General features: G+C 52.8%; 8 protein-coding genes. 4 read left to right on the forward strand and 4 right to left on the reverse strand.

The features are described from left to right. The 3 genes from RTY00_RS17370 to RTY00_RS17380 all read left to right on the forward strand — a co-directional run. Positions 1-1214, forward strand: a 1214-nt coding sequence (locus tag RTY00_RS17370; protein ID WP_312665271.1) for an FUSC family protein, incomplete at its 5' end; no start/stop codon positions are given. A 111-nt stretch (positions 1215-1325) separates the two neighbouring features. Next, positions 1326-2780, forward strand: coding sequence for an NAD-dependent succinate-semialdehyde dehydrogenase (locus RTY00_RS17375; RefSeq protein WP_312665272.1), 1455 nt, complete (start codon positions 1326-1328; stop codon positions 2778-2780). Between the two features lie 25 nt (positions 2781-2805). Continuing rightward, positions 2806-3075, forward strand: a complete 270-nt coding sequence (locus RTY00_RS17380; RefSeq protein ID WP_036647722.1) for a hypothetical protein — start codon at positions 2806-2808, stop codon at positions 3073-3075. A 50-nt stretch (positions 3076-3125) separates the two neighbouring features. Here RTY00_RS17380 and yhcN (RTY00_RS17385) read toward each other — a convergent pair whose 3' ends face one another. The 4 genes from yhcN (RTY00_RS17385) to argR form a co-directional block, all read right to left on the reverse strand. Beyond that, positions 3126-3392 (reverse strand): peroxide/acid stress response protein YhcN, encoded by a 267-nt coding sequence (yhcN, locus tag RTY00_RS17385; protein ID WP_008101968.1) that lies wholly within the window; start codon positions 3390-3392, stop codon positions 3126-3128. Between the two features lie 102 nt (positions 3393-3494). Further along, entirely contained in the window at positions 3495-3761 is a 267-nt protein-coding gene (locus tag RTY00_RS17390; RefSeq protein WP_154154906.1) for a YdgH/BhsA/McbA-like domain containing protein, read from the reverse strand. A gap of 90 nt (positions 3762-3851) precedes the next feature. After that, entirely contained in the window at positions 3852-4115 is a 264-nt protein-coding gene (yhcN, locus tag RTY00_RS17395; protein ID WP_008101965.1) for a peroxide/acid stress response protein YhcN, read from the reverse strand. 489 nt (positions 4116-4604) lie between these two features. Next, positions 4605-5075 carry a transcriptional regulator ArgR gene (gene argR, locus RTY00_RS17400; protein WP_008101964.1) on the reverse strand — a complete coding sequence of 157 codons (471 nt, stop codon included), beginning with the start codon at positions 5073-5075 and terminating at the stop codon, positions 4605-4607. Positions 5076-5499: 424 nt separating this feature from the next. On the opposite strand from argR, the gene mdh reads away from it, so the two are divergent. Further along, positions 5500-6435, forward strand: a complete 936-nt coding sequence (gene mdh / locus RTY00_RS17405; RefSeq protein ID WP_008101961.1) for a malate dehydrogenase — start codon at positions 5500-5502, stop codon at positions 6433-6435. The last annotated feature ends 100 nt before the right edge of the window (positions 6436-6535 follow it).

Raw genomic sequence — 6535 nt, forward strand, 5'->3', positions numbered from 1 at the left:
AGGCCGCCGAAACCTTCCTGATTCAAAACTCGCGCCCGGAATACATTCCACCGCACTATCGTTTGCTGATCGAAAAAGAGGTCAACGACGTCAACGATGTGCATAAACGCATGAAGGTGATGCGTCGCTTGATTGGTGTGAGCAGCAAAACTGTGCCGGTAACGCTGGCGAGTTGGGTGGGCGCAGCCACCGAATATCTGCTGCTGATCAACGGCATCAAAAGCAACAGCCGCATCACCACGCTGGAAGAGAGCATTCTGCAGCGCGAAGTGGTGATTCAAGCGCGCTCCGCTGAAACCCATCATGCGATGATCAACGGTGTGCGCACCTTTGTCGCCACCGCGCTGGGTTCGCTGTTCTGGCTGTATACCGGCTGGACATCCGGCAGCGGCTGCATGGTGATGTTGGCGGTGATCACCGCGCTGGCGATGCGTATGCCGAATCCGTTGATGATGGCGAAAGACTTCCTTTACGGCATGACGGTTGCGGTGCCGCTCGGCGCGCTCTACTTCATCTTTATTCTGCCCGCGACCCAGCAAAGTGCGTTGTTGTTGTGTATCGCCATCGGCGCGCTGGGTTTTATCGGCGGCATCTTCGTGCAGTGCCGCCAGTTAGGTACGCTGGGCGCGCTGATTGGTACCATCAACGTGCTGGTACTGGATAACCCAATGAAGTTCGAGTTCAACGTGTTCCTTGATAACGTGTTGGGCCAGGTGATTGGCTGCTTTGTGGCGATGATGGTGATTCTGCTGATTCGTGATAAATCGCGCGATCGTACCGGACGTAAGCTGCTGAACCGCTTTATGTATGCAGCGGTTGCCGCCCTCACCACTAATCAGGCGCGTCGTCGTGAGAACCACTTGCCGGCGCTGTATCAGCAACTGTTCTTGCTCCTCAACCTGTTCCCCGGCGATATCGATAAGTATCGTATTGCGCTGACGCTGATTATCGGCCATCAACGCCTGCGTAATGCCGAAGTGCCGGTGAATGCCGATCTCTCGGCCTATCACCGCCAGCTGCGTTATACCGCCGATCGCATTATCTCCGCGACCAGCGATGACAAGCGCCGCTATTACTTCGAGCGGCTGCTGCAGGAGCTGGATGTGTATCAGGAGAAGCTGCAGCACTATGCGGCACCTGATAACGTCACCGAACCGGTGAAACGCCTGGCGCTGATGCTGGATAAGTATCAGAACACCTTAATACAAATCTGAAACTGGCCGCTGCAACCTGCAGCGGCCTTTTAGATCCCACGCTGACACAAAAACCTCTGATATTGGCATCTATACTTTCCTGACAGGACGCAAACTGACAGGAGAAAACCGATGTCCACTTCCCTGCAACAACATGAATTATTTAAGACCGGCTATTTCGCTGATGGTCAGTGGCATAACGCCAGCGCGACCTTTGAGGTAACCAATCCCGCTACCGGCGAAGTCATCGCCAACGTAGCGAAAGCCGGCCAGCACGAAACCGAACAGGCGATTGCCGCCGCGCAGCGTGCATTTCCCGCCTGGCGCGACAAAACCGCCAAGGCGCGTGCCGACATCCTCAATCGCTGGTATCAGCTGATCATCGAGAACAAAAGCTGGCTCGGCCAGTTGATGACGGCCGAACAGGGTAAACCGCTCAAAGAAGCCGAAGGTGAAGTGGAATACGCCGCCAGCTTTATTCAGTGGTTTGGCGAGCAGGCGAAACGCGCCAACGGTGAAATCATCCCGCCAGCTAAACCGGGCTCGCGCATTCTGGCGACGCGTGAACCAATTGGTGTGGTCGCGGCGATCACGCCGTGGAATTTCCCGATGGCGATGCTGACGCGCAAACTCGGTCCCGCATTAGCCGCTGGCTGTACCGGCATCATCAAACCTGCTAACAACACGCCGCTGAGCGCCTTCGCGCTGCTGGCGCTGGCGCAAAAAGCCGGTGTGCCTGATGGCGTGCTCAATGCGGTGGCGGGCGATACGCATGCCATCAGCGACGCGATCATGGCCAGCAAAGCGGTGCGTAAAATCTCCTTTACCGGTTCCACCGCGGTGGGTAAAACGCTGATGCGTAATGCCGCCGAAACCATGAAAAAAGTTTCAATGGAATTAGGCGGCAACGCGCCTTACATCGTTTTTGATGATGCCGATATTGATGCGGCGGTGCAGGGCGCGATTGCCAACAAATTCCGCAATGCCGGACAGGTGTGCGTTAGCGTTAACCGCTTCTATGTGCATAACGCGGTGTACGATCGCTTCGTCAACCAGCTGGCCGATGCGGTGGGTAAACTCAAAGTCGGTAATGGCGTGGAAGAGGGTGTGATTGTTGGCCCGCTGATTGAGCAGTCCGCGCTGGAGAAAGTGGAAGAGCATGTCAAAGATGCGTTAAGCAAAGGCGGTAAATTGCTGGTTGGCGGCGAACGTCATCCTCTTGGTGGCAATTTCTGGCAACCGACGGTCATCGCGGAAGCGCATGAAGAGATGAAGCTGGCGCAGGAAGAGACGTTTGGTCCGGTTGCAGCCTGCTTCCGCTTTGATGATGAAGCCGAGGTGATTGCGCGCGCCAACAATACTGAATTTGGCCTGGCGGCTTACTTCTACACGCAGAATCTACAGCGAGTATTCCGCGTCTCAGCAGCGCTGGAAGCGGGCATGATCGGCATTAATGAATGCGCGGTATCAACCGAGCTGGCACCGTTTGGCGGTGTGAAAGAGTCCGGTTTGGGACGCGAAGGCTCGGTGCTGGGGATGGAAGAGTATCTGGAAGTCAAAGCGTTGCACCTCGGCGGACTCAGCTAGCCGCGACAACTAAGAGGGCGTCATGATGAGAACCGAGCGTTTCGATTTCGATGAGATTGTCGATCAAGCCCATTTTTATCGACAGTTTAGCGATCGTTTTGCGCTAGCCGATCTCGCCATCAACGATCTTGACGATCTTTGGGATGCGATTGTGGGTGAGCAACTGCCGTTGCCGCTGGAGATTGAGTTTGTAAATCTGGGGAAAGGGCAGAAACGCCGGTATGGCGCATTGATCCTGCTATTTGATGAAGCAGAAGAGGAGCTAGAGGGCCAGCTCCGCTTCAATATAAAGTAAAAAGGGCCCCGGCGAGCGGGGCCAAAGGGTTCGTCTTAATTGACGAGGAATTACTTATACAGCTCAGCTGTCACGTGATAGCTGTCGCCGGTTTTCGCTTCAATCACTTTGTAAGCGCTGGCACCTTGCTCATCCGCTTTCTGAGAAAGCTCGGCACGATAATCCATTGGCGAACCGCCGGTTCCGCTGATTGAAATGGTGCTGCCGGTAGGTTGCAGATTCTGCGCCTGTTGTTCAGTCACCAGCTGTGCTGCAGAAGCACCAAAGGCGAACAGGGAAAGCAGGGTTGCAGTTGCGATGGTTGTTTTGATTTTCATAATTTTCTCCTCGTTTAATCAACAACCTGCGGCAGAAAAGGGGTAGGCGGGTCGTCGATCTATTGCCTGGCGCCTTTAAGGCGCCGGACGTTCAATTAGTGATTATTTATAGAGTTCAGCAGTAACGTGGAAGGTATCGCCACGGTTGCTCTCAATGATGCGGTAGTGACTTGCACCCTGCGCATCAGCTTTCTGTGACAGTTCCTGACGAACATTGGTTTGGTCGCCGTCAACACCGCTCACGCTGATGGTTTGGTTCAGAGATTGCAGCTGTTCAGCTTGTTCGTTTGAAACCAGGCTTGCGGCGCTGGCGCCAAAAGAAAGAACAGAAGCCAGGCCCAGTACTGCGATAGCTAATTTGGTTTTCATGATTCACTCTCCTGAAATTGGGGTCGGCAACCTGAGAGGCAAAAGCGTCTCAAACGGGTCGCCGTTCACATTGCGTCTTAAGTCAGTAACTTATTTATACAGCTCAGCGGTTGCGTGGTAGCTGTCACCGGTATTCGCTTCGATCACGCGGTAAGCTTTCGCACCTTGCTGATCGGCTTTATCGTTTAACTGCTGACGGATATCCATTGGAGAACCGCCCACGCCGCTGACGCTGATGGTGCCTGCGGATTGCAGATTCGCTGCCTGTTCGGCATTAATAGAATCTGCTGCAAAAGCACCAAATGACAGAGCAGAGAGAACACTTAGAGTTGCGATAGTAGTTTTAACGTTCATGATATTTTTCCTCGTCGTCTATTTTTATCTTTTTCTTTCGTGTGATTTGCATCACGAAACTAAGTATAGATCTAATCACCCATGAAATTAATATCCAGCTAATAATGTTTGGTTGTAATTCTTTATCCTTATGGCACTTTTTTAGAACCTGAAGTTATAAAAAACGCCTGGATCTTAACCATAGGTGGTTATTTAGCCGTAAAAACAATGATCTACATCAAATTATCTTTTAGTGCGAAAGATCATGGTTGATCTCGCTGGCTGATACGCATGGAGAAGGAAAAGGCACTGAGCACGATGTGTAAAGCAGTGTAAAATAGCGCATAAGGTTAAGAAGGCGCAAAGGTCGTACCAATCTGATAGCCTGAAAAGAACCGCTAAGCATATGGATAACTTATTATTTACCAAGGAGTTTGTAAAAGGTTGGTCACGGATGAGGCGGGAAGGGCAAGATGACCGGCAGAGGATCTGCCGGTATGCAGCAGGGTTTTATAGCTCTTGTTCGAATAAAACCAGAATCGCGTCGTACAGCTGTTTTACTGAGAAGGTACGCGCAGGCGTAATAAAGATGGTGTCATCACCGGCGATGGTGCCGAGAATCCCTTCCGCTTTACCCAGCGAATCCAGCAGGCGCGCAATCAGCTGCGCAGCGCCCGGACTGGTGTGAATCACTACTAACGCATCGTTGTAATCAATATCCAGCACCAGATTCTTCAGCGGGCTAGTGGTGGTGGGAACGCCGAGTTCAGCAGGCAGGCAATAAACCATTTCCATCTTGGCGTTGCGCGTACGCACCGCGCCGAACTTGGTCAGCATACGAGAAACTTTGGACTGATTGATATTCTCGAAGCCGTCTTCCTGCAGCGCCTGCACGATTTCGCCCTGGGAGCTGAATTTCTCTTCCTTCAATAAGGCTTTAAACGCCTTAATCAAGTCGTCTTGTTTCGATGGGTTTCGCATAAGCTACCAATTAAAAGAGGGTTGCAGCGGGCAACAGGCCCACGGCAGATAAATTATTATGCATTTAGATGAATTTTTATGCAATAAGTCTGATGAGAGAATCGCGGTAATGACCTGCGGGGCGGGCATAATAACAGAATATGAGGTCGCACCAAAATCGCGGGTGGACGCGCAAAGCGAAGGTTGCAAAGTTGTTATATTATTGAGGTGGTAACAACAATATCGATGATCATTGCCGTCCATTGTCTTCTGGCTGCGAATGAATCATTCAGGCGACTTCTGAAGTGGAGATGTCTCGGGAGCCGATTGCGGCGTAGTGTTAAGTGCGCGACAGGTTTAGTCGCTATCGCCTGAGAAGTTGATTAAACTCGTAACCTGATGGATTTTCGGCATATCTCTGCCCCACCTTAATAAGGAGTTCAGGATGAAAGTTGCCGTTCTCGGTGCCGCTGGTGGTATTGGCCAGGCGCTCGCACTGCTGCTCAAAACGCAATTACCCGCAGGCTCAGCTCTCTCACTTTACGATATCGCCCCGGTAACGCCGGGTGTGGCGGTCGATCTCAGTCACATCCCAACGGCAGTCACCGTGGAAGGGTTTAGCGGTGAAGATGCGACGCCTGCGCTGCATGGTGCCGATGTGGTGCTGATCTCTGCAGGTGTGGCACGTAAGCCGGGCATGGATCGCGCCGACCTGTTTAACGTCAACGCCGGTATCGTGCGTAACCTGATTGAACAGGTTGCCAGCACGGCGCCAAAAGCGCTTATTGGCGTGATCACCAATCCAGTCAACACCACGGTGGCCATTGCGGCTGAAGTGCTGAAGAAAGCTGGCGTGTATGACAAGAATCGCCTGTTTGGCGTTTCCACTCTCGATATCATCCGCGCCAATACCTTTGTCGCGGCGCTGAAAGGCAAGCAGCCAAATGAGATTGAAGTGCCGGTGGTGGGCGGGCATTCAGGCGTAACCATTCTGCCGCTGCTGTCGCAGGTGAAAGGCGTGAGCTTCAGCGAGCAGGAAGTGGCGGATCTCACCAAACGTATTCAGAACGCGGGCACCGAAGTGGTGGAAGCCAAAGCCGGTGGCGGATCGGCAACGCTGTCGATGGGACAAGCGGCGGCCCGTTTTGGCCTGTCATTGATTCGCGCCATGCAAGGTGAAGCCAACGTCGTGGAGTGCGCATATGTGGAAGGCGATGGCGAATATGCCCGCTTCTTCTCGCAGCCGCTGCTGCTGGGCAAAAACGGTATTGTTGAGCGCCGTCCGCTGGGTACGCTGAGTGCCTTTGAACAGCAGGCGCTAAACGGCATGCTGGAAACGCTGAAGAAAGATATCGCGCAGGGCGAAGAGTTTGTGAAGTGATGAACTCTAAGCGGCAATAAAAAACGCCCGGCATCTGCCGGGCGTTTTGTTTTTATAATCCGCCAGATTTGAAGGTCTTATTAGCGGGCGCACCGTTAGT

Source organism: Pantoea sp. CTOTU49201 (genome assembly GCF_032054795.1).
Classification (GTDB): Bacteria; Pseudomonadota; Gammaproteobacteria; order Enterobacterales; family Enterobacteriaceae; genus Pantoea; species Pantoea symbiotica.

Bases quoted from the DNA above. Each gene is read 5' to 3' on its own strand.
- RTY00_RS17390 (WP_154154906.1), bottom strand. From the start codon at position 3,761: ATGAAAACCAAATTAGCTATCGCAGTACTGGGCCTGGCTTCTGTTCTT.
- RTY00_RS17375 (WP_312665272.1), top strand. From the start codon at position 1,326: ATGTCCACTTCCCTGCAACAACATGAATTATTTAAGACCGGCTATTTC.
- RTY00_RS17380 (WP_036647722.1), top strand. From the start codon at position 2,806: ATGAGAACCGAGCGTTTCGATTTCGATGAGATTGTCGATCAAGCCCAT.
- yhcN (WP_008101968.1), bottom strand. From the start codon at position 3,392: ATGAAAATCAAAACAACCATCGCAACTGCAACCCTGCTTTCCCTGTTC.
- mdh (WP_008101961.1), top strand. From the start codon at position 5,500: ATGAAAGTTGCCGTTCTCGGTGCCGCTGGTGGTATTGGCCAGGCGCTC.
- yhcN (WP_008101965.1), bottom strand. From the start codon at position 4,115: ATGAACGTTAAAACTACTATCGCAACTCTAAGTGTTCTCTCTGCTCTG.
- argR (WP_008101964.1), bottom strand. From the start codon at position 5,075: ATGCGAAACCCATCGAAACAAGACGACTTGATTAAGGCGTTTAAAGCC.